Below are 26,602 nucleotides of genomic sequence, written 5' to 3'. Positions count from 1 at the left end.
GCTGGGTGTCTCATATGCGGTGCGGCTCGAAGCCGTCGTAGAAACATTCCATAACAAAACAGTCTAGGTCGGTTCCTCGCACGCCAAGGTAACAATTACCTTCAATTTGTAACGTTTCGACCCCTCGTCAGCCACCTGTCCGAAAATAGCGCCGCGCGCACGCGCGGCATGCCGTCCGGCGATTTGTCAAAGCTTTGCACTTTTCCTATGACAATTGCGAAACAATGACGGCGGCATGACGCGCGCATGCGTCGCCGCTCACCCAGACAGGACTTGCACTCAGGGATGAACATTCGTTTCGAATCGTCGCGCCGGGCCATGCCGGCGCGCGTCGTGCTGGCCGCACTCGCCACGGCCGCACTGCTGTCCGGCTGCAACTCGCTTTACAGCGAAGGCGCGACAGCCGGTGCCGGTATCGCGGGCGCCGCGATCGCTTCCAAGGTCACCAACAACGCCGCCGTCGCGACGGGCATCGGCCTCGGCGCCGTAGCCGGCGCGCGGGCGGGCGTCCAGTACACGCAGCGCGTCGCGCACCGCTACACGCAGGAACAGATCGCAAAGGCGGCCGGCCCGCTCGATGTGGGCGGCGTCGCGCCGTGGTCGACGCACCACTCGTTCCCGATCGAGGACGACGAGCAGGGCCGCGTGACGGTCAGCCGGACGATCAGCGTCGGTCCGCTCGACTGCAAGGAAATCGTGTTCGCGGTCGACACGCCCGCGAAGGCCGACAAGGCCGCGCAATCGGCGTTCTACGTCGCCACCATCTGCCGCGACGGCCCCGTGTGGAAATGGGCGTCGGCCGAACCGGCAACCGAACGCTGGGGCGCGCTGCAATGAGCGTCGCGATCCGTATCGCGGCGATCGGCGCGCTTTGCGCGGCGGCGGCCACGCTGTCGGGCTGCGGGTCGGTCGGCGCGGCGAGCGGCGCGCTCGCCGGCGCGGCGACGGGCCTCGTCACCGCGAACCCGGCGGTCGGCGTCGGCGTCGGAATTGCCGTGCAGGCCGCGACCGACGAGGCCGTCAACCGCACGATGAAGCAGCTCCATCAGAACCAGCAGGATGCGATCGCGAAGGCGGCCGGCAGCCTGGCCGTCGGCGAAGTGAAACCGTGGAAGGTGAAGAACACGCTGCCGCTGGAAAACGGCGAAGGCGAGGTGCGCGTCACGCGCGCGTACTCGTCGGCGCTCGCACTGTGCAAGGAATTCGCGTTCTCGGTGAAGGACGGCGACAAGGCCGACTGGTATTTCGCGAATGCGTGCCAGCAAGGCACGCACTGGAAGTGGGCGTCGGCCGAACCGACCGTCGACCGCTGGGGCAATTTGCAGTAACGGAGCGATGCGCCGCGTGACGCGCGGCGCACGCGGCTGCCGGGCTGCACGGCCCGGCACGATCGATCAGGACTCGACGTCCTCGAGACTGAATATCTCGGTCTGGTCGTTGTACGAGAAGATCTCGCCGTAACGGCCCCAGTCGATCACCGCGTCGAGCGTTTCCTCGGCCGCGCCGTCCGACAGGGAATCCTCGAGCTCCTGCTCGAAGCGCACGCGCGGCGCACGGTGGCCCGGACGCTCGTTCAGCACCTTCTTGATCCGTGCGGCGAGCGGCACGTGCTTCAGCAGGTGATCCGCGAACATCAGCTTGCGCTCCTGCGTGCCGAATTCCGCGAACACACGCCCCGGCGGCGTCAGGAACACGTCGCCTTCCCGCACATCCGCGAAACCGAGGTACTGCAGCACTTCGGCGATCGGGAACAGATCGTCGACCTCAAGATGCAGCGTTCGCGCGATCTCCGGCATGTCGGCACGGCCGTGGTACGGCGCCATCGCGAGCGTTTCGATCAGGCCGGCCATCAGGTTGGTCGACACCTGCGGCAGCCAGCTGCCGAGCTCGAGCCCCTTCTTCGTCGCCTCGCCGGTCTGGCGCGCAGTCATCTTCGCGTAGATGTCGTCGACGAGCTTGCGGAACGCCGGATCGAGCCGGTTGCGCGGGTGCTTGAACGGCACCTTGATCTCGGCGATCACGCGGCCCGGGTTCGACGACAGCACGAGGATCCGGTCACACATGAACACGGCTTCCTCGATGTTGTGCGTGACGATCAGCACCGACTTGATCGGCATCCGCCCCTGTGTCCACAGGTCGAGCAGATCGGTACGCAGCGTTTCGGCCGTCAGCACGTCGAGCGCGGAGAACGGCTCGTCCATCAGCAGGATCGTCGGATCGACGACGAGCGCGCGCGCAAAGCCCACGCGCTGGCGCATGCCGCCCGACAGCTCGCGCGGATACGCGTTCTCGAAACCGTCGAGACCGATCAGGTCGATCGCGGCCAGCGCGCGCTCGCGCCGCTCGCGCGCACCGACGCCGAGCGCTTCGAGGCCGGCCTCCACGTTCTGCAGCACGGTGAGCCATGGAAACAGCGCGAAGGTCTGGAACACCATCGCGACGCCTTCGGCCGGGCCGCGCAGCGGCTGGCCGAGGTAGGTCACTTCACCGCCGGTCGGTTCGATCAGGCCGGCGATGATTCGCAGCAGCGTCGACTTGCCCGAGCCCGAACGGCCGAGCAGCCCGACGATCTCGCCTTCGCGCAGCGACAGGTTCGCGTCGTCGAGCACGAGCAGCTCGCCCTGCGTCTTGTTGAAGCCGCGGCAGACGTGATCGACGCGCAGGATTTCCTCGCCGAGGCGCGGCGGCTGGGACGTCTGGACGGGGGCGTTTACAGCATTCGGATTGTGCATCGCGTTTCGCTCTCAATCGGTCTCAGTCGAGCCGCAGCTTCGCTTCGGCGAAGGCATACAGCGGACGCCACAGCAGACGGTTGAACAAGGTGACGAACAGGGACATCACGGCGATGCCCAGGATGATCTTCGGAAAATCGCCGGCGGCGGTCGTTTGCGCGATATACGCGCCGAGGCCGTGCGCCTCGATCCTGGTGTTGCCCCACTGCACGGCTTCCGACACGATGCTCGCGTTCCACGCGCCGCCCGATGCGGTGATCGCGCCGGTCACGTAGTACGGGAAGATGCCGGGCAGGATCGCCTGCCGCCACCACTGCCAGCCGCGGATGCGAAAGTTCGTCGCCGCTTCGCGATAGTCGTTCGGATAGGACGTTGCGCCGGCGATCACGTTGAACAGGATATACCACTGCGTGCCGAGCACGATCAGCGGCGACAGCCAGATATCGGGGTTCAGGTGGAACCGCGCGATCACGATCACGAACACCGGGAACAGCAGGTTCGCCGGGAACGCGGCGAGGAACTGCGCGAGCGGCTGCAGCTTCTCGGCCAGCCTCGGGCGCAGCCCGACCCATACGCCGATCGGCACCCAGATCACGGACGCGATCGCGATCAGCACGACCACGCGCAGCAGCGTGATGAGCCCGAGCATCAGCACGTGACCGACCTCGGCCATCGTCACGCCGGTCGAAACGAAACTGACGACCCGCCACACGATATAGGCCGTGCCGATGAGCACAAGGGTCGCCCATGCGATGTCGACCGTGCGCGACGCCTTCTTCTCGACGCGCGGCAGCGTGAAGCGCATCGCGCCCGACAGCGGCAGGCGCAGCGGAATCCGCGCGGCCTTGGCGAAGAACCAGCCGGCCGGCACGAGCAGTTGATGGATCAGGCGCGTGCGGCGCACGAGGTCGAGCAGCCAGGACTCCGGCGCATTGCCCGAGCTCGTGTTCTCCATCCGGAACTTGTCGGCCCACGCGACGAGCGGGCGGAACAGGAACTGGTCGTACGCGAGGATCACGACCGTCATCGTGAGGATCACCCAGCCGATCGCGCCGAAGTTCTTCTCCGAGATGGCCTGCGCGAGATACGCACCGATCCCCGGCAGCGTTATCGTCTGGTTGCCGACGGTAATCGCCTCCGACGCGACGACGAAGAACCAGCCGCCCGACATCGACATCATCATGTTCCAGATCAGGCCTGGCATCGAGAACGGTACCTCGAGCTTCCAGAAGCGCTGCCAGGACGTCAGGTGGAAGCCCCGCGACACTTCGTCGAGATCGCGCGGCACCGTGCGCAGCGACTGGTAGAAGCTGAACGTCATGTTCCACGCCTGGCTCGTGAAGATCGCGAAGATCGCCGCAAGCTCGGCCCCGAGCACACGGCTCGGGAACAGCGCGAGGAAGAACGTGACCGTAAACGAGATGAACCCGAGCACCGGCACCGACTGCAGGATGTCGAGGATCGGGATCAGCACCATGCCCGCACGACGGCTCTTGGCCGCGAGCGTGCCGTAGGCGAGCGTAAACACGAGCGCCGCGACCATCGCGGCAAGCATCCGCAGCGTGGTGCGCAACGCGTATTCGGGCAGGTTCGACGGATCGAGCGAGATCTTCTGCGTCTGCAGCACGCCGATCGGCGCCATCGTTTCGTGGAAGCCGACGACCGCCATCGCGATCAGGCAGATGATCAGCGGAAACGCGATGAAGTCCCACCGGTTCGGCAGAACGCGCCACGCGGACGCGTTGGCGGTCCGGTTCGGATTGAAGAATCCGACGTCCATCAGGCGCCCTCCCCGGTAAGGCCGAACGAAGCCGGCAGTCGATGTTGATTCATGGCAAAGCGCACGGGCGCGGTAATTCGATTGACTGACGATCTCGCGCGGGCGCGATGCGCCGTGCGTGCAAGCTGCGCCCCCCGCGCGGTCGCGGCCGAGTCGGCCCGCGACGGCACGACACTACACCAACCTGTATTTCAGGTACAACCGTCCGGGACGGCGCGACGGCGCCCGCCGCGCAGGGATCGTGCCCGGCGCGCGGGCGGACGGCGGGTGCACGGTACGGAGAGCAGCCCGGCCGCAGTCCTTCGGCCGGTATGCAGGCCCGAATTATGCCGTGATCCGGGCCGGCCGTGAACCCGCCAGCCGCACGCGGGTGCAAACCGTGCCGGGCGTCAACAGCCGGACAAGGCGAAGCGGGTATGATCGGGGCTAGCCCCCAGGATCTGTTGCGGCCGTTCTCGTGGCAACGCATGTGCGCTCCATATGTAAACAGACCCCGGGGATCGATCGACGAGCGGGAGGAAGGGAATGGCTGGAAACTTGGTGATCGTCTGCCGCGATCAGGATGCCGACGCGTTCTACGAACTGATGCAGGAGTACGGGTCGTTCCAGACGCGGCTGTCGTCGACGGCGTGGTACCTGAACATGAACGTCGTGCCGGAATCGCTGCAGGAGGAAATCCTGGAGCGCCTCGGCCGGTATACGACCGTCTATATCTTCGAGGCCACCAGCGTGACCTACAACACGATCGACAGCAACGCGGCCGAGACGCTCGGCACGCTGTTCGGCGAATGATGCCGCGCGGCGCTTGCCGGCCCTGGCAGGCGCCGCAGCCGCTTACGCGGCCTGTGCGTGGGGTTCGTCCTTCGGCACGACCTCGAACGGGAACGTCATCGCGACGCGCAGGCCGCCTTCGGGGCGGTTGCCGATGTCGCACGCCCCGCCCAGCCTGAGCACGAGCCGCTCGACGATCGCGAGCCCGAGCCCGCTGTGGCCGTTGCCGCCGCGCGCGGGGTCGAGCCGCACGAACGGCCGCGTCGCGACGGCGAGGTCGCGTGGCGCGATCCCGCCGCCGCTGTCGCTGACCGCCAGCACGTAGCCGGTCGGCGTGCGCGCCGTCTCGACGAACACGGGCGGCGCGCCGTACGCATGCGCGTTGTCCAGCAGGTTCGACAGGATCCGGTCGAGCGTCGCCGTCGGCAGCCGGAAGCCCGGATCGGCGTCGAGCCGCGTCTGGACCGTCGGTGCGTTCGGCGCGACCGCACGATAGCTGCGTGCGATCCGCTCGCACGCCTGGTCGACCGGCACCGGCTCGCTGCGATCGGACCCGCCGTGCGCAAACACCAGAAACTGGTCGACGATGTGCGACATCGAGTCGACGTCGCGCACGACGCCGTCGCGCAAGCGCGCGTCGTCCATCATTTCCGCGCGCAGGCGCATCCGCGCAAGCGGCGTGCGCAGGTCGTGCGCCACGCCCGCCAGCATCACCGCGCGGTCGTTGTCGGCCTGCGACACCTGTTCCACCATCTGGTTGAAGCCATGCGTGAGCTGGCGCAGCTCGCGCGGGCCGCGCTCGCGCAGCGGCGGCACCGGCTGCCCGCGGCCGAAGCGCGCGACCGCGCGCGCGAGCGAGCGCAGCGGCTGCTGCAGCTGCCAGGCCGCGAACAGCGCGGCGATCACGCCGGCCGAGAAGATCGTGCCGAGCCACAGCAGCATCCGGTCGAGCGAGCGCGGCGGACGCAGCGGCTGCACGGGCACCACGATCCAGTTGCGGTCGGTCGGCTCCTTGACCCAAAGCACCGGCGGATGGCCCGGCGCGCCGATCTCGACGCGCGTACCGGGCGGCATCCGCTCGCTGACATCGTCGCGGAACCGCTTGAGCGCCGCCGGCAGGTTCGACAGATCGCCGTTCGGCACGTCGGCGCTGTCCGGCGTCACGAGCCGCACGCGCGACGGCAACGGCTGGTCGGGCGTGCGCTCGACGTGCTGGCGCACCGCGTCGACCAGGAACGCGGCCTCCTCGACCGCGTAGCGCGTCTGCATCTGGTTGCGCTCGAGCCGCATCGCGAAAAACCACGCGAAGTGCGACAGGAGCAGGACGCCAACGACGAGCAGCGCGAGCCGCCCGAACAGCGAATCAATGGGTTTGCGCATGGGCCTCGCCGTCGGGCACGAACACGTAGCCGCGCCCGCGGACCGTCTGGATGAAGCGCGGCGTCGACGGATCCGTTTCGAGGATGCGGCGCAGGCGCCACACCTGGACGTCGATGCCGCGGTCGGTGCCGTCGTACTCGGGCCCGTGCAGCAGCTCGAGCAGCCGCTCGCGCGTGAGCGTGCGCAGCGCATGGTTCACGAAGATCTTCAGCAGCGCGAATTCGCTGCTCGACAGCGTCGCCGGCTTGCCGTCGACCGACAGCGTGCGCGCCTGGAAGTCGAGCACGAAGCGGCCGAACGCGAACGGCTCGCGCTGTTCGGGCGCGGCCGCCGACGGCGTCGCGCGGCGGCGGCGCAGCACGGCCTGCACGCGCGCGAGCAGCTCGCGCGGGTTGAACGGCTTGCCGAGGTAGTCGTCGGCGCCGAGTTCGAGCCCGACGATACGGTCGACGTCGTCCGCACGCGCGGTCAGCATGATCACGGGGATGTCGTCGCCGGCCGCGCGCAACTGGCGCAGCGCGGTCAGGCCGTCCACGCCCGGCATCATCAGGTCCAGCACGATCAGGTCGGGCCGCTCGCGCTCGAGACGCTTCTCGAGCGTCGCCGCGTCGTGCAGCACGGACACTTCCATCCCCTGGCGCACGAGATAGTCGCGCAGCAGGTCTCGGAGTTCTTGGTCGTCGTCGACGATGAGGATCTGGGTAGTCATGGCTGGAAGTTTACCGCCGAGGGCGGAGTCGAAGAACGAAACAAAGGGATGAAAGGGTTACTGCGGGTTACCGCGCAAGGGAACTGTAATGCGCGGTAACCGGGCCGCCGCCCCACGTAACACCGACCGGGGCCGGCATCGCTAACCTCCGTCTTACCGGATGCGGTACGCGGCTTTCCCCGTACCGCATCGCCGGACCCTCTGGATACAAGGAGTTTCTGAAATGTATAAGAAGACTTCCCGCGTGGCCATCGCGGCCGCCACTGTGCTCACTCTCGCATTCGGCACCGCGCATGCCGCGCCGCCCACCGACATGCCGCCGCCGGGCGGCCCCGGCATGCACCAGATGCACGGTCACGACGGCGGCCCGTTCGGTGCAATCATGAAACTGCACGACCAGCTGAAGCTCAATGCGTCGCAGGAGCAGCAATGGCAGACGGCCGTCAACACGATGAAGCAGAACCGTGATGCGATGCGCAAGAGCCACGAGCAGATGCGCGAGCAGTTCAAGGCGCAGCAGAACCAGCCGATCCTCGACCTGAACGCGATGCACGCCGCGCGCCAGCAGGCCGAGCAGCAGAACGCGCAACTGCGCGAGCAGACGTCCTCCGCGTGGCTCGCGTTCTACAACGGGCTGAACGACCAGCAGAAGACCACGGTCAGCACGGCGCTCAAGCAGCAGTACGCGCAGATGCAGCAGCGCCAAGAGAGGATGAAGGAGCGCTGGGAACAGCATCGTGCGGCCAAGGGCGCATCGGCGCCGGCGCAGTAAGGCGGCAAGCCGCTCCGCGGAGCGGCGCCGAAGGGGACGCGGGCATCGGCCCGCGTCCCCTTTTTCGTTTCACGCGACGTCGAACAACTACACCTCGGCCGCCCGGCCGCGCGCGAACGTAACCACGTCCACGCCGCCGATGCCCGCCCCATCGCCCGCCGCCAGCGCGCGGCCGTTGATCTCCACCTCGCCGCGCGCCACATGCGCGTAAACGCGGCGGCCGGCCGGCACATCGAACGCCGGCGCGCCGCCGCGACCGACGGCATCAGGAAAGCTGTGATGGGATTCGTGCCAGCCGTGGCTGCGCTGGTCGCGATCGGCGGCACGACGGATCTGGAACATGGGGCGGGCACTCCGGAAGGCGGGGGCTCTTTTCGGGTTTACCTCCACTGTAGGGCGCACCGACGGCGCCACAATCCGCCGCCCGCGCACCGCATCGTTGCACCCGCACATTCAATTGCCGAAATACCCGTTGCGAATACCTCGATTGCCGCAACAGCCGAATCGAAGAATCGAAGAATCGATCGATCGCGCCGGATTGCCGTTTTCCGGGTATCGCGTTCGGGTAAAATACCGCCCTTTTGGCGTTCGCCCGTCCGGCGGCCGCCATTGCCAGAACGCCGATCGGCGAATTTTGGCCGTCTAGAATACGCCGCGGCGCCCGGTCCGACCGGCCGCGAGCGCCCCCGGAAAGTCAGCAACAGAAGGATGGAAATGAAGAAGGCCGCCCTGTGCGCCGCCCTCGCCCTCGTGGCGGGCAGCGCCTTCGCGAAGGAGTGGAAGACCGTGCGGATCGGCGTCGATGCCAGCTACCCGCCGTTCGAGTCGACCGCGCCGAGCGGCGAGATCGTCGGTTTCGACGTCGATCTCACCAAGGAGATCTGCAAGCGGATCAACGTGAAATGCGTGTGGGTGGCGCAGGACCTCGACGGGATCATCCCGGCGCTGAAGGCGAAGAAGTACGACGTCATCGTGTCGTCGCTGACCGTCACGGACAAGCGCCGCGAGCAGATCGACTTCTCCGACAAGGTGTACGACGCACCGGCGCGGATGATCGCGAAGACCGGCTCGCCGCTGCTGCCGACGGTCGCGTCGCTGAAAGGCAAGCGCGTCGGCGTCGAGCAGGGCTCGACGCAGGAAACCTACGCGAAGGCGTACTGGGAACCGCAGGGCGTGACGGTCATTCCTTACCAGAACCAGGACCAGGTCTATACCGATCTCGGCTCGGGCCGCCTCGACGCGACGCTGCAGGACGAACTGCAGGCCGACTACGGCTTCCTGCGCACGCCGCGCGGCAAGGGCTTCGCATTCGCCGGGCCGGAAGTGAAGGATCCGAAAACGATCGGCGACGGCACCGCGATCGGCCTGCGCAAGGAAGATACGGACCTGAAGCTCAGGATCAACAAGGCACTGGCCGACATGCACAAGGACGGTACGTACGACCGGCTGTCGCACAAGTATTTCTCGTTCAGCGTCTATTCGGCTTCGGCCCGCTGAGCGCCGACAAAAAGAAGCAACGGATGCGGGGGCGGCCCGGCATCCGGGCAGTACAGGCAGTCAACCACGCGCCGCCCGCCCCCTTGCCCGCCGCTCGCGCGACGGGCTGGCCTGGCACCGTTGCCGGGGCGGACGGTCATGATACGCACGGGGCGTTCCGCGCAGCTTGGCGGGCGCGTCTTTCGCGGCGCACCGCGTGCGCCGTCAAGGACCACATATGTTTCTACAAGGTTACGGCCCGCTGATCCTCGCAGGCACCTGGCAAACCGTCAAACTGGCGGTGCTTTCGCTTGCGCTGTCGTTCCTGCTGGGTCTGCTCGGCGCGGGTGCGAAGCTGTCGCGCAACCGCGTGACGCACGGCGTCGGCACCGTCTACACGACGCTGATCCGCGGCGTGCCCGACCTCGTGCTGATGCTGCTGCTGTTCTACAGCCTGCAGATCTGGCTGAACATCGCGACCGACGCGCTCGGCTGGGACCAGATCGACATCGACCCGTTCCTCGCCGGCGTGCTCGTACTCGGCTTCATCTACGGCGCGTACTTCACCGAGACGTTCCGCGGCGCGTTCCTGTCGGTGCCGCGCGGCCAGCTCGAGGCCGGCAGCGCGTACGGGATGACGAACTGGCAGGTGTTCACGCGGATCATGTTCCCGCAGATGATGCGCTTCGCGCTGCCGGGCATCGGCAACAACTGGCAGGTGCTCGTGAAGTCGACCGCGCTCGTGTCGATCATCGGCCTGGCCGACGTCGTGAAGGCGTCGCAGGACGCCGGCAAGGGCACGCTGCGGTTCTTCTTCTTCACGCTGATCGCGGGAGCGGTCTACCTCGCCATCACGACGATCTCGAACTTCGTGCTGATGTGGCTCGAAAAGCGCTACTCGACCGGTGTCCGCAAGGCTGACCTATGATCGAACTCATCCAAGAATACTGGCGCAACTATCTCTACACCGACGGCTATCGCATCACCGGCGTCGCGATCACGCTGTGGCTGCTCGTCGTGTCGATCGGCCTCGGCTTCTGCCTGTCGGTGCCGCTCGCGGTCGCGCGCGTGTCGAAGAGGAAGTGGCTGGCGGGCGCGGTGTGGCTCTACACGTACGTGTTCCGCGGCACGCCGCTCTACGTGCAGCTGCTGCTCTGCTACACGGGCCTCTACAGCCTGCAGGCCGTGCGCGGCACGCCGATGCTCGATGCGTTCTTCCGCGACGGGATGCACTGCACGCTGCTCGCGTTCACGCTGAACACCTGCGCGTACACCACCGAGATCTTCGCGGGCGCGATCAAGGCGACGTCGTACGGCGAGATCGAAGCCGCGCGCGCGTACGGGATGACGCCGTTCACGATGTATCGCCGCGTGATCCTGCCGTCGGCGCTGCGCCGCGCGCTGCCGCTGTACAGCAACGAAGTGATCCTGATGCTGCACGCGACGACGGTGGCGTTCACCGCGACCGTGCCGGACATCCTGAAGATCGCCCGCGACGTGAACTCGGCCACCTACATGTCGTTCCACGCGTTCGGCATCGCCGCCCTGCTCTACCTCGTGATCTCGTTCGCGCTCGTGTGGCTGTTCCGCCAGGCCGAGCGCCGCTGGCTCGCGTATCTGCGCCCGCAAGGCAAGTAAGTTTCCGCAGGACTATTGATGAATTCCCAGACCCAGAAGCTTTTCGTCGACGATCTCCACAAACGCTACGGCAGCAACGAGGTGCTCAAGGGCGTGTCGCTGAAGGCGAACGCCGGCGACGTGATCAGCGTGATCGGCTCGTCCGGCTCCGGCAAGAGCACGATGCTCCGCTGCATCAACTTCCTCGAACAGCCGAACGCCGGCCGCATCTTCGTCGACGGCGAGGAAGTGCGCACCGCCCTCGACAAGGCCGGCGCGCTGCGCGCGGCCGATCCGAAGCAGTTGCAGCGCGTGCGTACCAAGCTGTCGATGGTGTTCCAGCACTTCAATCTCTGGTCGCACATGAACGTGATCGAGAACGTGATGGAAGCACCGGTGAACGTGCTCGGCATCCCGAAGAAGGAAGCCGAGGACCGCGCGCGCGAGTATCTCGAGAAGGTCGGCCTCGCGCCGCGCGTCGAGAAGCAGTATCCGTCGCACCTGTCGGGCGGCCAGCAGCAGCGCGTCGCGATCGCGCGCGCGCTGGCGATGCACCCGGACGTGATGCTGTTCGACGAGCCGACGTCGGCGCTCGACCCGGAACTCGTCGGCGAAGTGCTGAAGGTGATGCAGAAGCTTGCCGAGGAAGGCCGCACGATGATCGTCGTCACGCACGAGATGGGCTTTGCGCGCAACGTGTCGAACCACGTGATGTTCCTGCACCAGGGCCGCGTCGAGGAAGAAGGCGTGCCGGCCGAGGTGTTTGCCAACCCGAAGAGCGAACGCCTGCGCGGGTTCCTGTCGGGCAGCCTCAAGTAACGCACGTAGCGCACGGCACGCACGGCGTGCGAACGGGCGCCCCGCGGGGCGCCCGTTTTGCGTTTACGCGGCGCTCACCGGCGCGCCGTCGGCGAAAGCGCGCAGTTCGTCGCCCGCGAGCCGGTAACGCACCCATTCGCTCTGCGGCGCGGCGCCGACGCTCTCGTAGAAACGGATCGCCGGCTCGTTCCAGTCGAGCACGCTCCATTCGAATCGCCCGCAGCCCGACTCGACCGCGATCCGCGCGAGCGCCTTCAGCAGCCGCAACCCGGCGCCCGCGCCGCGAAAGCGCGGCGACACGTACAGATCCTCGAGATACAGCCCCTGCCGGGCAAGCCAGGTCGAATACGAGAAGAAATACACGGCGAAGCCGGCCGGCTCGCCGTCGACCTCGCACACCAGCGCGCGCGCCGGCGACCCTTCGCCGAACAGGCTGCGCTCGAGCGACGCGGGCGTCGCGATCACTTCGTGCTCCGCCTTCTCGTAGACGGCCAGCTCGGTAATGAAACGCAGGATCAGCGGCACGTCGGCGACGGTGGCGGTACGGATGTCGATTTGCACGGGTTGAGCCCTCCTCCGGCCCGGACTTGAAACGGAAAACGGCGCCGCGCAACCGCGCTGGCGCCGATCAGACCGTCATGCTACGTTCACGTCGTGCCTGCAGGAAGTGCAGTTTCTTCATCCGGACCTGAACATGATGCATCCTGACCTGCGTCGTCTCGACCTGAACCTGCTGCTCGCGTTCGACGCGCTGTACCGCCACCGGTCGGTCGCCGCGGCCGCGCATGAGCTTGCGATGAGCCCATCCGCGCTGAGCCACGCGCTCGCGCGGCTGCGCGACGCGATCGGCGACGCGCTGTTCGTGCGCCTCGGCAACGAGATGCAGCCGACCGTGCGCGCCGACGACATCGCCACGTGGGCCGGCGACGCGCTCGACGCGATGTCGAAGGGGCTCGCCCGCGCGCGCCGCTTCGATCCCGCGCAAAGCGATCGCACGTTCGTGTTCGCCGCGACCGACTACACGGCATTCGCGGTGCTGCCGGCGTTCCTCGCGCGCCTCCAGCACGTCGCGCCGCGGCTGCGGATCCGCGTCGTGCATTCCGACCGGAAGATTTCCGTCGACGAGCTGGCGGCCGGCCGCATCGATTTCGCGCTCGGCTACCACGAGGAATCGACGGCCGACGCCCCGGGCATCGAGGATTTCGACTGGTTCTCCGACGACTACGTCGTGATCGCAAGCGCCGCGCATCCGGACATTCGCCGGCGGCTGACGCTCGACCAGTACCTGGCGGCCCGCCATGTGGTCGTCACGCCGTGGAACGAATCGCGCGGCGTCGTCGACTACGTGCTCGACCGGCTCGGCCTCGCGCGACAGGTCGCCGTGCAGCTGCCGACCGTGCTCGCCGCGCCGTTCGTGATCGCGGAATCCGCACTCCTGATGACCGTGCCGAACCGGGCCGCGCAAGCGCTGCGGCACGCGGCGCCGATTCGCATCTTCCCCGCGCCGTTCGAAATCCCTCGCTACACGGTGAAGGTCTATTCGCACGCAAAGCATGCGCGCACCGATGCTCACCGCTGGATTCGCGCGCAACTGCTCGACGCACGGCCGGGCCCCGGCTGAGTTCCATACGCCGGGCCGCATGCCTTATGCGGCGGGCGTTGCAGGCACTGGACAGCGGCATCCGGCGGCCGCCGATTCATTACGAAATACTTACCGATTTCACGTCTTTCGCGCTTACGCCCGCGCCCCTGCAACGTCAATAGTGGCAATCCTTGACCCATGTACGCGGAATTCATGTCTCCCTTGCGGGACAAGGGTTTTCCGGTAGTTGCGAACCCCTATCCCACCTGTTGCGCACTGTGTTGCATGGCAAATTGGCGACAGGTGTTAGTCAAACAACGATTTCCATCGCCACAAAATTGTATTTTTGCTAAATTAGTAACCAAAGTAGCAAAACGAAGTTCGTGAAATGTAGTTTAGCTTCACGACGATACAAGGAGACCCCGCAGGCCGACCCGGCTGCGCGGGACCGCTCAACGGTTTTCCGTCTGCTTGCCCGCGTGCCGCGCTTACCGGCTCTGCACGAGGTCTCCCTGGTTATCCCGCTTTTGCCCGGCGCTCGCGCTCCGGGCATCTCGTGCAGTCTGGGTTGACTTTTTGACAGGGTATGGAGGAGATGATGAAGAAAGCTTTGGTCGCGGCCGCGCTGATGGCTGCTGGGGTGGTGACGGCGCACGCGCAGAGCAGCGTCACGCTGTATGGCCGCCTGGATGCAGGCATCGAGTACCTGAACGGCCTGCAAAACGGCCACCAAGTGCGCGCGGAAAGCGGCGACTGGGGCACGAGCCTGTGGGGCTTGAAGGGCAGCGAGGACATCGGCGGCGGCAACAAGGTCCTGTTCCACCTCGAAGGCGCGTTCAACACGATGAACGGCGGTCTCGGCACGTCCGGCTCGATCTGGGATCGTTTCGCGACGGTCGGCATCTCGAACGACCGCTACGGTACGCTGCTGTTCGGTCGTGAACTCGCGATCGCGAACGGCGTGTGGGACTTCGATCCGCTGGGCCAGTCGAGCTGGTCGTCGGCATCGCTGGTGCGCGGCCGCAACTGGAACAAGACCAGCAACAACGTGTCGTACCAGTCGCCGCAGTTCTACGGCTTCGACTTCTACGGCCAGTTCGCGTTCTCGAACTCCACCAGCTTCAACGGCAACACGACGGCCGGCCAGCCGGGCCGTGCAGCCGGCGCGCAGATCACCTACACGAACTCGCTGTTCCAGCTGCGCGGCATCTACGACGAAACGCGCGACAGCAACGGCCGCTTCTCGGACGTGTTCAACTACTCGCGTGAATACTTCGCGGGTGCGAACGTGTTCCTCGGCCAGTTCAAGCTGCAGGCTGCGTACCAGTCGTCGCACGCGGACGGCAGCGGCGGCCCGGCCGTCAACAACGGTATCACCGGCACCCAGCAGGTCTGGGGCGGCGTGACGTGGCAGGCCACGCCTGCGGCGGCACTGATCGCAGCGGTGTATCACGTGAACGCGAACCACGGCGGCGGCAACGCGAACATCTATACGGTCGGCGGTTCGTACAACATCTCGAAGCGCACGCTGTTCGACGTGCAGGTCGCGACGGTGCGCAACAGCTCGACGGCCAACTTCGGCCTGAACGCCAACGGCGCGGGCACGGCCGTTTCGACCGGCAACCCGCATCCGGGCGGCAGCCAGACCGGCGTCTACGCCGGCATCCAGCACCTGTTCTGATCAGGCGCCGTCCAAAGAACGATTCGGCAACACTTTCCACGCTGCTGCGAGAGGCGCGTATCGGTGCGGTACCCAACCGGGTATCGCACCGTTTTTTATTGGAGGGCCGGCAGCCGCGGGCCCGCATGAAGCGTGCCGGTCAGACGGCCGCTTCGTTCTCTTCGCCGGTACGGATGCGGATCACGCGTTCGACGTCCGACACGAAGATCTTGCCGTCGCCGATCTTGCCGGTGCGCGCCGCGCCGATCACCGCGTCGATCACCTGGTCGACCTGCGCTTCCGCGACGACCACCTCGATCTTCATCTTCGGCAGGAAGTCGACCACATATTCGGCGCCGCGATACAGTTCGGTATGCCCCTTCTGGCGACCGAAGCCCTTCACTTCCGTCACGGTCAGGCCCGTGAGACCCACTTCGGCGAGCGCTTCGCGGACTTCGTCCAGCTTGAACGGCTTGATGATGGCTGTGATGCGTTTCATGATGGTTGTCCCTCAATGCTCGTTTGGATGAAAAATCGCGATCCCGATTGTAAGCCGTGCGGTAAGCCGCGCACGGGTCAGTCGAGACGCTCGGTAAAGCGCGACGTGATCGGATAGCGCCAGTCGCGCCCGAATGCGCGATGCGTGACGCGGATGCCGATCGGCGCCTGGCGGCGCTTGTATTCGTTGATCTTGATGAGCCGCGTCACGCGTTCGACGTCGGCCTGCGCATAACCTGCCGCGACGATCTCGGCGAGCGGCCGGTCTTCTTCCATATACATCCGCATGATCGCGTCGAGTACGTCGTACGGCGGCAGGCTGTCCTGGTCGGTCTGGTTCTCGCGCAGCTCGGCCGACGGCGCGCGCGTCAGGATCCGCTCGGGAATCACGTCGCGCAGCACGTAGTCGGCCGTCTCGTTGCGATAGCGGCAGAGCCGGTACACGAGCGTCTTCGCGATATCCTTGATCACCGCGAAACCGCCGGCCATGTCGCCGTACAGCGTGCAGTAGCCGACCGCCATCTCGCTCTTGTTGCCGGTCGTCAGCACGATCGAGCCGAACTTGTTCGACAGCGCCATCAGCAGCGTGCCGCGGATGCGCGCCTGGATGTTCTCCTCGGTCGCGTCTTCCGCACGGCCCGCGAACTCGCCCGCGAGCGCCGCGCGGAACGCGTCGAACATCGGAGCGATCGCGATCTCGTCGTAGCGCACGCCGACGCGCCGCGCCATCTCCGCCGCATCGGTGGTCGAGATGTCGGCCGTGAAGCGCGACGGCATCATCACCGCGCGCACACGCTCGGGCCCGAGCGCATCGCACGCGACGGCCAGCACCAGCGCGGAATCGACGCCGCCCGACAGCCCGACGAGCACGCCGGGAAATCCGTTCTTGCCGATGTAGTCGCGCACGCCGGTCACGAGCGCACGGTACACCTGCGCGTGAGTCGACAGCTCGGGCGCGATCGTGCCGGGCAGCGGCCGCGCGCCGTCGAATTCGACGATCGCGTGCCCTTCGTCGAACTGCGGCATCTTCGCGACGAGCGCGCCCTGCGCGTCGAGCACGAACGAGCCGCCGTCGAACACGAGCTCGTCCTGGCCGCCGACGAGGTTCACGTACACCATCGGCAGCCCGGTCTCGCGGATCCGCGCGCGCAGGATGTCGATGCGCACCGCTTCCTTGTTCATGTGGTACGGCGAGCCGTTCGGGATCAACAGCACCTGCGCGCCGGCCGCCTTCGCGATCTGCGCGGCCGACGCGTGCCACGCGTCCTCGCAGATGATCACGCCGTATTTCACGCCGTTCAGCTCGAACACGAGCGGCTCGGCGTCCGTCGCGAAATAGCGCTTTTCGTCGAACACCTCGGCGTTGGGCAGATCCTGCTTGCGGTAGGTGCCGACGATCTCGCCGCCGACGATCAGCGACGCCGCGTTGAAGGTGTCGGTGGGCGGCACGCCGCGCTCGATCGGGCGGTTTGCATTACCATCGACGGCTGGCGCGAGCGGATGGCCGCCCGCGCCGCGCAACGGATGGCCGACCAGCACCGCGAGCCCGTCGAACGCCTTCAGCGCGTCGGCGAGCGAGTCGAGCGCGGCCGCCGCCGCCGCGTAGAACGCGGGCCGCAGCAGCAGGTCTTCCGGCGGATAGCCGGACAGCGCGAGTTCGGGCGCGACCATCAGGTGCGCACCATCGTTGTGCGCGGCGCGTGCGGCTGCGACGATGCGCGCGACGTTGCCGGCGAAATCGCCGACGGTGACGTTGATCTGGGCGAGAGCGAGTCGGGTCTTCATGACGGGATCGGCGCAGCCCGGCGGCGCGCCCTGAACGGCTGACGAAATCGTCCCGGACGCGGGCCACGACGGCACGCATCCGGCAACATCCAACGGTACGGATTCACGCTTGAAACACGAACGCATCGATTATCGCACGGGCATCCTGTCGTCCCCCGCGGAGGTGCCGGCCGAAGAATGGAACGCGCTGCTCGCGCGCGACGCGCAGCCGACGCCGTTCCTGCGCCACGAATTCCTCGACGCGCTGCACGTCGCGCGCTGCGCGGTCGACGATACCGGCTGGTCGCCGCACTTCGTCACGCTGACCGATGCGCGCACCGGCCGCCTTGCTGCCGCCGCGCCCGTCTACGCAAAGCAGCATTCGTACGGCGAATACGTGTTCGACTGGGCGTGGGCCGACGCGTACCAGCGCAACGACCTGCCCTACTACCCAAAACTGCTGTGCGCGGTGCCGTTCACCCCCGTGCAGGGCACGCGACTGCTCGCGGCCGACGACGATGCGCGCCGCCGGCTCGCAGCCACGCTGCTCGCATTCGCCGAGCAGAGCGACGTGTCGTCGCTGCACGTGCTGTTCCCGACCGGCGACGAAGCGCGGCTCCTCGAATCGATGGGGATGATGCTGCGCGAAGGCGTGCAGTTCCACTGGATCAACGACGGCTACCGCCACTTCGACGATTTCCTCGCCACGCTCGAGCAGAAGAAGCGCAAGAACATCCGCGCGGAACGGCGCAAGGTGCACGATGCGGGCGTGACGTTCCGGCGGCTCACCGGCGACCGGATCACCGACGCCGACTGGCGCTTCTTCTCGCGCTGCTACCGGCAGACCTACCGCGAACACTATTCGAGCCCGTACCTGAACCTCGACTTCTTCCGCACGATCGGCGCGACGATGCCCGAGAACCTGCTGCTCGTGATCGCGGAAGCCGACGGCCGGCCGATCGCGAGCGCGCTCGCCATCTACCGGCGCGGCGAGCACGGCGGCGGCACGCTGTACGGCCGCTACTGGGGCGCGATCGAACACGTGCCGTGCCTGCATTTCGAAACGGCCTACTATCAGCTGCTCGAATTCTGCATCGAGGCCGGGCTCGATACGTTCGAAGGCGGTGCGCAAGGCGAGCACAAGCTCGCGCGCGGTTTCCTGCCGACCGTCACGCACTCCGCGCACTGGCTCGCGCACCCGGCGTTCTCGGATGCGGTCGCGCGCTTTCTCGAACGCGAGACCGAACAGATTCACGCGTACGTCGACGAACTGCGCGAACACGATCCGTTCCGGCGCGGCACCGAGTAGCGCGAGACGGCCCGTGCGCCGGCCCGCATCGGGAGAATTCGGCGCCGGGCCGGCCGGGGCGCCGCTCCGAGCCGGCCTGGTGCATGACGCGCCGGTCAGCGCGCCGCGAGCGACACCGCCTGCGACAGCGCCTGCGGATCGCGCGACGACGCGGCGGCCGTGAGCGTATAGCTGCCCGCGCTTACCCGCCATGCATGCGTGTTCACGTCCCAGGTCGCGAAACGCTGCGACGGAATCGCAATGCTGAGCGCGCGCGACTCACCCGGCTGCAGCGCGACCTTGGTCCAGCCGACGAGCCGCTTCGGCGGTTCGCCGAGCGATGCGGGCAACGCCGCGTAGATCTGCACCGTTTGCGTACCGGCCCGCGCGCCCGTGTTCGTCACCGTCACGCCAACCGTCACGTTGCCCGATGCATCGGCCTGCGCGGTCATCCCGGCAAGCGCATACGTCGTGTACGACAGCCCATGGCCGAACGGGAACAGCGGCTCGATCGCCTTCGCGTCGAACCAGCGGTAGCCGTACGCGAGCCCTTCCGCATAGACCGATTGCTGGTCCGCCGGGTCGATCGTCGGCTGAGGCAGGTCGGCCTCCTGCTTCGGGAACGTCAGCGGCAGCCGGCCCGACGGGTTCGCATCGCCGAACAGCAGGTCCGCGATCGCCTGGCCGCCCTGCGCGCCCGGATACCATACGTCGAGCACGCCGTGCACGTTCGCGAGCCACGGCATCAGCACGGGGCTGCCGTTCTCGAGCACGACGATCATGCGCTTCGCCTTCGCCGCGACTGCCGCGATCAGCGCGTTCTGGTCGTACTGCTGGTTGTACGGATCGGCCTTCGCATCGGGCAGCGACAGGCTCGCCAGGTCGAGCCCTTCCGTCTGCCATTGCGTCGCGAACACGATCGCGACATCGGCCTGCGCGGCCGCGCTGGCGGCGGCATTCGCGTCGGTCCCGTCGAGATAGCTGACCGATGCTTTCGGCGCTTTCGCACGGATCGCCGCGAGCGGCGCGGACTTGTACCAGGTCGCGCAGCCGCCGAACAGCGTGTCGGCCGGCTGCTGGCAGGTTGTCACCGCATTGCCGTCGATCGCGGGCACCGCGCCCGAGCCGCCGCCCGACAGCACGCCCGCGTCCGCATGCCCGCCGATCACGACGACCGACTTGAGCACGCCGGCCGCCAGCGGCAGCACCGGCTGCGCGTCGCCGGGCACGGCCGCGTTCTTCAGCAGCACCGCGGACTGTCGCGCGATCGCGAGCGCATCGGCGTTGCCGGCGGCTTCGTCGATCGCACCGCCCGGCTTCGGCGGCGCGTCCATCACGCCGATGCGGATCAGCGTGCGCAGCTTGCGCTGCACCATGTCGTTCAGGCGCGCGACCGATACGCTGCCGGCCTGCAGCGCCGCACGCAGCTTCGTGTTGAAGAACGAGCCGAGCGGCGCGTTGTTGTCGTCGGCCGCGCCCGGCTGTTCCTCGTCGAGCCCCGCCTGTACGGCCGCGACCGTCGAATGCGTCGCGCCCCAGTCCGACTGTACGACGCCCTTGAAGCCCCACTCGTTCTTCAGCACCGTCGTCAGCAGATACGGGTTCTCGCACGCATAGACGCCGTTCAGCTTGTTGTACGAGCACATCACGTTGCCCGGCTGGCCGTCCTTCACGCCGATTTCGAACGCGAGCAGCTCGGCCTCGCGCATGGTCCGCTCGTCGACGACCGAATCGATCGTCATCCGGTTGGTTTCCTGATCGTTGAACGCGAAATGCTTGATCGTCGCGATCACCTTCTGCGCCTGCGTCGCGTTCGTGCGCGCGGCGCTCAGCGTGCCAGCGAGCACCGGATCCTCGCCCATGTATTCGAACGTGCGGCCGTTGCGCGGCTCGCGCGCGAGGTTCACGCCGCCGCCGAGCCCTTCCGCGAAACCGAGCGCGCGCAGTTCGAGCGCGATGCGCTTGCCGTAGGTGCCCGCGAGCGCCGGATCCCATGTCGCCGCGAGCGCGACCGGCGCGGGCAGCGCGGTCACGCGCGCGTTCTTCACGTTCACGCCGCCCGCCGAATCGGCGCTGCTGACGCCCGGAATGCCCAGCCGCGGCACGCCCGGGATGTAGCTCGCGCCGTTCAACGCGTCGGCCGGAAACGGTCCGCCCAGGTCGAGCGCGGGCATGCCCGTGCCGTGCACGAGCTGCAGCTTCTCGTCGGTCGTCAGTTGCTCGCCGAGCAAAGCCGCGCGCTGGTCGGCAGCAGCATCGGGGTCGGCCGGCGCGACGGGGCCTGGCTGAATGTCGTCGCCGCCGCACGACGCGAGCAGCACCGTGAGCGCGCACGCGGACGCGATCGTCGAACACCGGAACAGCGAAGTTTTCATTGATCCTCCTGAATCGATCTGTTGTACTTGTCGCCTCACTCCAGCGTCCGAGTCTAAAAATCGACCGGTCACCACGCTTGACCGGCAGGAGCATGCGTTGACCTCTCGCAGCGGGGACAAACCCGAACGGCATGACGACAGGGAGACAGACATGGAGTTGCGACAGAAATCGGTATCCATCCGGATCTACCGCTGGCTGTGCGAAGACGCGCGCGCGAACGGCATCGACGTTGCTCCGCTTTACGAGACGCTCGGCATCGGGCCGGCCGAACTCGCCGACGACACGCGCCGCATCGCGGGCGACCGGCACGTCGCCGCGATGCGGCTGACGAGCGGATGGCCGCTGTCCTGGCACCGCTCGCCGCCGCAGGCCGTGCCGTGGCTCGTGCCGTTCCCGGAGCTCGCGGGCGTCACGTGCAACGCGGCGACGCTGCGCGACGCGCTGCACGGTTACCTGCACTATCGCGAGCTGATCGGCAACGTCGACTGGCTCTTCGCGCACGAGAACGGCGATGCGATCGCGCTCGAATACGTGAACGAAGGGGAGGGCCGGCACGCGGGCAGCGCGCTCGCGAACCTCGCGATCCTCGCGGCGCTCGCGCGCCTGTACGATCCCCACGTGCGCGTCGACGACGCGGAATTCGCGGGCCGGGCGTTCGCGCCCGCGGCCGCGCTGCGCGACATGCTCGGCGCGCCGGTGTCGTTCGACGCCGCGCACAACCGCATCGTGCTGCGCTCCGCGCACTTCGACACGCCGTTCGAGCGCTACAACGCACCGCTCGCCGGCATCCAGCGTCATGCGGCCGACGCCGCGCGCGACCGCGTTCGCGTGCGCTCGACGTTCGGCTCGTCCGTCGAGCAATGCGTGCGCGACTGGCTGCGTACCTCCGACGACGCCGACGTGCCGGCCGACACGCTGATGCAGCACGTGTGCACGCGCTTCGCGATGTCGCGCTGGACACTGCGCCGGCGGCTGCATCGCGAAGCTGTCGGCTTTCACGCGCTCGTCGCGCAGGCGCGGCTCGGCGAAGCGCGCGACCTGCTGCTGAATACACAATTGCCGATCGGCGAGATCGGCGTGCGCGTCGGCTTCCGTTCGACGAGCGCGTTCACGCGCTTCTTCACGCGCGAACTCGGCGCGGCGCCGAGCCGCTTTCGCGACGGGCACGGCGATCGATGGCGTTGACGCACGCCTTTTCTGAGACACTGGCGGCTTCGCATCCCGCCGCCCTGCCATGTCCTGGTTTCTGTATCTGATCGAATGCGCCGACGACAGCGTCTACACGGGCATCACGACCGACGTCGCCGCTCGCTTCGACGAGCATGTCGCCGGCAAAGGCGCGCGCTACACGCGCTCGCGCAAGCCGCGCGCGGTGCTCGCGTCGTTTCCGCTGCCCGACCGGTCGAGCGCGTCGCGCGCCGAATACTGGGTGAAACGGCTCACGCCTACGCAGAAGCGTGAGCTGGCGGCCGGGTTGCGGACGCTGGAATCGGTGCTGCCGGTTGGTGTGGCGGTCGACGGGCGTGGCGAGGTTGCCGGGTTGAAGGCGGGTGCGCGCGGGCGGAAGAAGGTGAAGGCAAAAGCGGAGAGCGTCGATAGCGCGACGAAGACGGCTGAAATTGAGCAGCCTGCCGGGAAAGCCGGGAAAGCCGGGAAAGCCATCAAGTCTGCGAAACCCGCGAAGACCCGACAAGCGGTCAAGGTGCCCAAGACCTCAAAAGCCGCGCCGGTCGCGAAGCGCGCGAAGAGCGACGGCGATGCGGTCGTAAAAAAGACCTCGTCGCGCGGCACACCGGCAAAAATGAACCAACAGGCCGCGTCCCCGTCGTCGAAAAGAAAAGCGTCGGCAGCCGGCAGCAAGCCGGTCGCGAACGGACGCGACACCGTCGCGCCCGCACCGGCCCGCCGCCGTCCGTCGGCCACGAAATCCGCCGAAGCCACCGAAATCTCCGTTGTCCGTCGCCGCGCCAAACGCGCGAAGGACACACCGAATACCACCACCCCGCCCGCGCCCGCATCGCCTTCCGCACGCAAGAAAACCGCGCGCGCAAAACAAAACCGCGCGGCCTCCTGAGGAGACACGCGCGGTCTGCGTTTCGCACGAACCGGCCATCGGGCCGGCGCGCCGCTTACTTCTTGTAGTTCGCGGCGCCGTCGGTGATTTCCTTGTGCGCGGCTTCGATGCCGGCCCAGCCCTCGACCTTCACCCACTTGCCCTTCTCGAGCGCCTTGTATTGCTCGAAGAAGTGCTTGATCTGGTCCTTCAGGTACTCGGGCACGTCGTCGATCGACTTCAGGTTCGCCGTCATCGGGCAGATCTTGTCGTGCGGCACCGCGACCAGCTTCGCGTCGACGCCCGACTCGTCGGTCATCTGCAGCATGCCGAGCACGCGCGAACGCACGATCGAGCCGGCCAGCAGCGGGAACGGCGTGATCACCAGCACGTCGACCGGATCGCCGTCACCCGACAGCGTCTGCGGGATGTAGCCGTAGTTCACCGGATAGCGCATGCCCGTGCCGATGAAGCGGTCGACGACGAGGAGGCCCAGCTCCTTGTCCGCCTCGTACTTCACCGGATCGCTTTGCGCGGGAATCTCGATGATCACGTTGAAATCTTGCGGCAGGTCCTTGCCGGCCGGAACATGATTGAAGCTCATGAGCGCTCTCTGTAGGTCGATGGGAATTCGGGACAGGGCGCCGCGGCCGATGCACCGCCGCCGGCGTCCCTCAACGGAATGCGCCATTATAGCCAATCGATCGGTGGCGTCCGGATGACGATCGGCGCGATAATCGTTCCGGATGTCCGGCCGTCGAACGACAAGCGGCGTTGGATGGGATCGGCGCTGGCGCTGAAACGCCGGCGCCGGTCCACCGCGCAGCATGGGACCGCGAAGCATGGGACCCGAGTAAGCGCTAACTCGGGTCGACAGGAGCAGGCATGGAAGAGGCGAAGCACTTCATCGCGGGCGAATGGACGTTGCCCGCGCAACTGGAAACGATCGCGGTCGTCGATCCGTCCGACGGCCAGCCGTTCGCGACGATCGCACGCGGCACCGCGCCCGACATCGAGCGCGCGGTCGCCGCGGCCCGCGATGCATTCGCGGGCGCATGGGGCGCCGCGAGCGCCGCCGAGCGCGGCCGCGTGCTGATGCGGCTGTCGGCGCGCGTGGCCGATTCCATCGAGGAACTCGCGGCGATCGAGGCGCGCGACACCGGCAAGCCGCTGAAGCAGGCGCGCGCCGACGCGGCCGCGCTCGTGCGCTACTTCGAGTTCTACGCGGGCGCCGCCGACAAGCTGCACGGCGAAACCCTCCCCTATCAGGCCGGCTATACGGTGCTGACGGTGCGCGAGCCGCACGGCGTCACCGGCCACATCGTGCCGTGGAACTACCCGATGCAGATCTTCGGGCGCAGCGTCGGCGCGGCGCTCGCGGCCGGCAATGCATGCGTCGTCAAGCCGGCCGAGGATGCGTGCCTGTCGGTGCTGCGCGTCGCCGAGCTGGCCGCCGAGGCCGGGCTGCCGGCCGGTGCGCTCAACATCGTCACCGGCTACGGCCATGAAGCCGGCGCCGCGCTCGCGCGCCATCCGGGCATCGACCACATCTCGTTTACGGGTTCGCCGGCCACCGGCAAGCTGGTCACGCAGATGGCCGCCGAGAACCACGTGCCGGTCACGCTCGAACTCGGCGGCAAGTCGCCGCAGATCGTGTTCGCCGATGCCGATCTCGAAGCGGCGCTGCCCGTGCTCGTGTCGGCGATCGTGCAGAACGGCGGCCAGACCTGCTCGGCCGGCAGCCGCGTGCTGATCGAGCGCGCGGTCTACGAGCCGCTCCTCGAGCGCCTCGCCACCGCGTTCAACGGGCTGCGCGTCGGCCCGAGCCGCGCCGACCTCGACTGCGGCCCGCTGATCAACGCGAAGCAGCAGCAGCGCGTGTGGGATTTCCTGTCCGACGCGCAGCACGACGGCATTCCGATGGCCGCGCACGGGCAGGTCGTCGCCGACGCGCCAGAAAGCGGCTTCTACCAGGCGCCCGCGCTGTTGCGCGACGTGCCGCCGTCGCACCGGCTCGCGCAGGAAGAAGTGTTCGGCCCCGTGCTCGCCGCGATGCGTTTCGTCGACGAAGACGAAGCCGTCGCGCTCGCGAACGGCACGCCGTACGGCCTCGTCGCGGGTATCTGGACGCGCGACGGCGCGCGCCAGATGCGCGTCGCGCGGCGCCTGCGCGCGGGCCAGGTGTTCATCAACAACTATGGCGCGGGCGGCGGCGTCGAACTGCCGTTCGGCGGCGTCGGCCACTCGGGTCACGGCCGCGAAAAAGGCTTCGAGGCGCTGTACGGCTTTACCGCGCTGAAGACGATCGCGATCCGGCACGGCTGAACGCGCGGCCCGCGAAACGCGGCCGGCCGCGGCCGGCCGCGTCGCGCAACACGACGACTCTCATAACCAGCACAGGAGACACACCATGCGGTTGAGCGGCAAGACGGCAATCGTCACGGGCGGCGGCTCGGGTTTCGGCGAAGGCATCGCGAAGACGTATGCGCGCGAAGGCGCGAACGTCGTCGTCAACGACCTGAACGGCGCGGCGGCCGAGCGCGTCGCGAGCGAGATCGCGCTCGCGGGCGGCAAGGCGATCGCGGTGGCGGGCGACGTGTCGAAGCAGGACGACTGGCACACGCTGCTGCAGGCCGGGCTCGACGATTTCCATGCGGTGCAGATCGTCGTGAACAACGCGGGCACCACGCACCGCAACAAGCCGGTGCTCGACGTGACGGAAGCCGAGTTCGACCGCGTGTACGCGGTCAACATGAAGAGCCTGTTCTGGTGCGTGCAGACCTTCGTTCCGTACTTCCGCGAACAGGGCGGCGGCGTGTTCGTGAACGTCGCGTCGACGGCCGGCGTGCGGCCGCGCCCGGGCCTCGTCTGGTACAACAGCACGAAGGGCGCGATGATCACCGCGAGCAAATCGCTCGCGGCCGAGCTCGGCGCCGACCGCATCCGCGTGAACTGCATCAACCCCGTGCTCGGCGAGACGGCCCTGATGACCGAATTCATGGGCTGCGAGGATACGCCCGACAACCGCAGCCGCTTCCTCGCGACGATCCCGCTCGGCCGCTTCTCGACACCGCAGGACATCGCGAACGCGGCGCTTTACCTCGCGTCCGACGAGGCCGAATTCATCACGGGCGTCTGCCTCGAAGTCGACGGCGGACGCTGCATCTAGCCGCACCTGGCTGTTCGCGTGCCGCGTCGGGATTCACCGGCCGGCACGGCATTCATGTATTGCTTCGCACGAAACCGGATCGGGTGCCGATGTATCGGCTCCGGTCAACCATAAAAACCGCAAAGCATGGGACCCAAGTAAGCGCTAAAGCGCCAA

General features: G+C 67.4%; 25 protein-coding genes. 15 read left to right on the top strand and 10 right to left on the bottom strand.

The genetic code is table 11. The annotated features are described in order from the left end of the window. The first annotated feature begins 285 nt into the window (after positions 1–285). Positions 286–837, top strand: coding sequence for a hypothetical protein (locus DM992_RS08145; protein ID WP_111016367.1), 552 nt, complete (start codon positions 286–288; stop codon positions 835–837). Then, positions 834–1,328, top strand: coding sequence for a hypothetical protein (locus DM992_RS08140; RefSeq protein WP_111016366.1), 495 nt, complete (start codon positions 834–836; stop codon positions 1,326–1,328). The genes DM992_RS08145 and DM992_RS08140 overlap by 4 nt, the downstream gene beginning before the upstream one ends. A gap of 66 nt (positions 1,329–1,394) precedes the next feature. Here DM992_RS08140 and DM992_RS08135 read toward each other — a convergent pair whose 3' ends face one another. Together DM992_RS08135 and DM992_RS08130 are read right to left on the bottom strand one after the other, a co-directional pair. Continuing rightward, entirely contained in the window at positions 1,395–2,732 is a 1,338-nt protein-coding gene (locus DM992_RS08135) for a nitrate/sulfonate/bicarbonate ABC transporter ATP-binding protein (RefSeq protein WP_034184771.1), read from the bottom strand. A 22-nt stretch (positions 2,733–2,754) separates the two neighbouring features. Next, on the bottom strand, positions 2,755–4,512 hold the full coding sequence (locus DM992_RS08130) for an ABC transporter permease subunit (protein ID WP_111016365.1): 1,758 nt from the start codon (positions 4,510–4,512) through the stop codon (positions 2,755–2,757). A gap of 525 nt (positions 4,513–5,037) precedes the next feature. Here DM992_RS08130 and DM992_RS08125 point away from each other — a divergent pair. Beyond that, positions 5,038–5,304, top strand: a complete 267-nt coding sequence (locus DM992_RS08125) for a hypothetical protein (RefSeq protein WP_027786765.1) — start codon at positions 5,038–5,040, stop codon at positions 5,302–5,304. Positions 5,305–5,346: 42 nt separating this feature from the next. Here the strand turns inward: DM992_RS08125 and DM992_RS08120 are convergent, their stop codons facing one another. Together DM992_RS08120 and DM992_RS08115 are read right to left on the bottom strand one after the other, a co-directional pair. After that, positions 5,347–6,663: an ATP-binding protein gene (locus DM992_RS08120; RefSeq protein WP_105392925.1), complete on the bottom strand. Its 1,317-nt coding sequence runs from the start codon at positions 6,661–6,663 to the stop codon at positions 5,347–5,349. Continuing rightward, positions 6,647–7,372: a response regulator gene (locus DM992_RS08115; RefSeq protein WP_009693256.1), complete on the bottom strand. Its 726-nt coding sequence runs from the start codon at positions 7,370–7,372 to the stop codon at positions 6,647–6,649. Before DM992_RS08115 ends, DM992_RS08120 begins: the two co-directional genes overlap by 17 nt. Positions 7,373–7,595: 223 nt before the next feature. Here DM992_RS08115 and DM992_RS08110 point away from each other — a divergent pair, with 223 nt between their 5' ends. Next, complete coding sequence (locus DM992_RS08110) at positions 7,596–8,144, top strand: periplasmic heavy metal sensor (RefSeq protein ID WP_111016364.1); 549 nt, start codon at positions 7,596–7,598, stop codon at positions 8,142–8,144. A gap of 87 nt (positions 8,145–8,231) precedes the next feature. Here DM992_RS08110 and DM992_RS41550 read toward each other — a convergent pair whose 3' ends face one another. Beyond that, positions 8,232–8,486, bottom strand: a complete 255-nt coding sequence (locus tag DM992_RS41550) for a hypothetical protein (RefSeq protein ID WP_239511318.1) — start codon at positions 8,484–8,486, stop codon at positions 8,232–8,234. A 372-nt stretch (positions 8,487–8,858) separates the two neighbouring features. Between DM992_RS41550 and DM992_RS08100 the strand changes: the two genes are divergently transcribed. The 4 genes from DM992_RS08100 (at position 8,859) to DM992_RS08085 (ending at position 12,056) form a co-directional block, all read left to right on the top strand. Next, positions 8,859–9,641 (top strand): ABC transporter substrate-binding protein, encoded by a 783-nt coding sequence (locus DM992_RS08100; RefSeq protein ID WP_162631611.1) that lies wholly within the window; start codon positions 8,859–8,861, stop codon positions 9,639–9,641. Between the two features lie 217 nt (positions 9,642–9,858). Continuing rightward, positions 9,859–10,548, top strand: a complete 690-nt coding sequence (gene hisQ / locus DM992_RS08095; protein ID WP_111016362.1) for a histidine ABC transporter permease HisQ — start codon at positions 9,859–9,861, stop codon at positions 10,546–10,548. Continuing rightward, positions 10,545–11,258, top strand: coding sequence for an ABC transporter permease (locus DM992_RS08090; protein ID WP_111016361.1), 714 nt, complete (start codon positions 10,545–10,547; stop codon positions 11,256–11,258). The genes hisQ and DM992_RS08090 overlap by 4 nt, the downstream gene beginning before the upstream one ends. Positions 11,259–11,276: 18 nt before the next feature. Next, on the top strand, positions 11,277–12,056 hold the full coding sequence (locus tag DM992_RS08085) for an ABC transporter ATP-binding protein (protein ID WP_111016360.1): 780 nt from the start codon (positions 11,277–11,279) through the stop codon (positions 12,054–12,056). Between the two features lie 63 nt (positions 12,057–12,119). Here the strand turns inward: DM992_RS08085 and DM992_RS08080 are convergent, their stop codons facing one another. After that, positions 12,120–12,617: a GNAT family N-acetyltransferase gene (locus tag DM992_RS08080; protein WP_072440889.1), complete on the bottom strand. Its 498-nt coding sequence runs from the start codon at positions 12,615–12,617 to the stop codon at positions 12,120–12,122. Between the two features lie 133 nt (positions 12,618–12,750). On the opposite strand from DM992_RS08080, the gene DM992_RS08075 reads away from it, so the two are divergent. Together DM992_RS08075 and DM992_RS08070 are read left to right on the top strand one after the other, a co-directional pair. Next, the gene (locus DM992_RS08075) at positions 12,751–13,677 is read left to right on the top strand and encodes a LysR family transcriptional regulator (RefSeq protein WP_111017859.1); all 927 of its coding nucleotides are present in this window, start codon (positions 12,751–12,753) and stop codon (positions 13,675–13,677) included. 556 nt (positions 13,678–14,233) lie between these two features. Further along, positions 14,234–15,319 carry a porin gene (locus tag DM992_RS08070; protein ID WP_034184914.1) on the top strand — a complete coding sequence of 362 codons (1,086 nt, stop codon included), beginning with the start codon at positions 14,234–14,236 and terminating at the stop codon, positions 15,317–15,319. A 139-nt stretch (positions 15,320–15,458) separates the two neighbouring features. Here the strand turns inward: DM992_RS08070 and DM992_RS08065 are convergent, their stop codons facing one another. Together DM992_RS08065 and DM992_RS08060 are read right to left on the bottom strand one after the other, a co-directional pair. Further along, entirely contained in the window at positions 15,459–15,797 is a 339-nt protein-coding gene (locus DM992_RS08065) for a P-II family nitrogen regulator (RefSeq protein WP_006398637.1), read from the bottom strand. Between the two features lie 77 nt (positions 15,798–15,874). Then, positions 15,875–17,581 carry an NAD+ synthase gene (locus DM992_RS08060; protein ID WP_111017858.1) on the bottom strand — a complete coding sequence of 569 codons (1,707 nt, stop codon included), beginning with the start codon at positions 17,579–17,581 and terminating at the stop codon, positions 15,875–15,877. Between the two features lie 109 nt (positions 17,582–17,690). Between DM992_RS08060 and DM992_RS08055 the strand changes: the two genes are divergently transcribed. Then, the gene (locus DM992_RS08055; RefSeq protein ID WP_111016359.1) at positions 17,691–18,869 is read left to right on the top strand and encodes a GNAT family N-acetyltransferase; all 1,179 of its coding nucleotides are present in this window, start codon (positions 17,691–17,693) and stop codon (positions 18,867–18,869) included. 95 nt (positions 18,870–18,964) lie between these two features. Here the strand turns inward: DM992_RS08055 and DM992_RS08050 are convergent, their stop codons facing one another. After that, entirely contained in the window at positions 18,965–21,223 is a 2,259-nt protein-coding gene (locus DM992_RS08050; protein ID WP_111016358.1) for a glycoside hydrolase family 3 C-terminal domain-containing protein, read from the bottom strand. A 151-nt stretch (positions 21,224–21,374) separates the two neighbouring features. Here DM992_RS08050 and DM992_RS08045 point away from each other — a divergent pair, with 151 nt between their 5' ends. Further along, positions 21,375–22,409, top strand: coding sequence for an AraC family transcriptional regulator (locus tag DM992_RS08045; protein ID WP_111016357.1), 1,035 nt, complete (start codon positions 21,375–21,377; stop codon positions 22,407–22,409). 49 nt (positions 22,410–22,458) lie between these two features. Then, a complete protein-coding gene (locus DM992_RS08040; RefSeq protein ID WP_111016356.1) occupies positions 22,459–23,298 on the top strand; it encodes a GIY-YIG nuclease family protein in 840 nt (279 codons plus the stop codon). 55 nt (positions 23,299–23,353) lie between these two features. Here the strand turns inward: DM992_RS08040 and ppa are convergent, their stop codons facing one another. Further along, the gene (gene ppa, locus DM992_RS08035) at positions 23,354–23,881 is read right to left on the bottom strand and encodes an inorganic diphosphatase (RefSeq protein WP_034178734.1); all 528 of its coding nucleotides are present in this window, start codon (positions 23,879–23,881) and stop codon (positions 23,354–23,356) included. Positions 23,882–24,162: 281 nt separating this feature from the next. On the opposite strand from ppa, the gene DM992_RS08030 reads away from it, so the two are divergent. Further along, complete coding sequence (locus DM992_RS08030) at positions 24,163–25,602, top strand: aldehyde dehydrogenase family protein (RefSeq protein ID WP_111016355.1); 1,440 nt, start codon at positions 24,163–24,165, stop codon at positions 25,600–25,602. An 85-nt stretch (positions 25,603–25,687) separates the two neighbouring features. Continuing rightward, complete coding sequence (locus DM992_RS08025) at positions 25,688–26,446, top strand: SDR family oxidoreductase (protein WP_111016354.1); 759 nt, start codon at positions 25,688–25,690, stop codon at positions 26,444–26,446. Positions 26,447–26,602: the final 156 nt, after the last annotated feature.

Source organism: Burkholderia sp. JP2-270 (assembly GCF_003233675.1).
In the GTDB taxonomy this organism is placed as follows: Bacteria; Pseudomonadota; Gammaproteobacteria; order Burkholderiales; family Burkholderiaceae; genus Burkholderia; species Burkholderia pyrrocinia_C.
Note: the sequence above shows the minus strand (reverse complement) of the source record. Positions and strands in the feature narration are given on the sequence as shown.